The organism is Vibrio sp. 10N.222.48.A3 (assembly GCF_041475345.1).
GTDB lineage: Bacteria > Pseudomonadota > Gammaproteobacteria > Enterobacterales > Vibrionaceae > Vibrio > Vibrio tasmaniensis_A.
On sequence record NZ_JBFRVX010001473.1, the window covers coordinates 1032 to 1247 of the forward strand.

1 protein-coding gene is annotated in these 216 nt (G+C 49.1%); it reads left to right on the forward strand.

The window, feature by feature from the left end:
* The coding region (locus AB4653_RS27220) for an oligopeptide/dipeptide ABC transporter ATP-binding protein (protein ID WP_372105797.1) at positions 1–216 on the forward strand (216 nt) is incomplete at both ends.

A 216-nucleotide genomic window follows, 5' to 3' on the forward strand; every position in this document is an offset into this window, starting at 1 on the left:
TGATTGCTAACCCTCAGCATCCTTACACCCAACTGCTTGTTTCTGCGGTTCCAGATCCTAAAAAATCGATCCACGAACAACTCGCAGGCAACAAAGGTGAGATCCCTCTTTGGACACCAGTCTCAGCAGGTTGCCCATTTGCAGGCCGTTGCACTCATGCAATGGACAAGTGTAAAGAGCAGTTACCAGGGGTTACGCAGTTAGCTGATAACCACT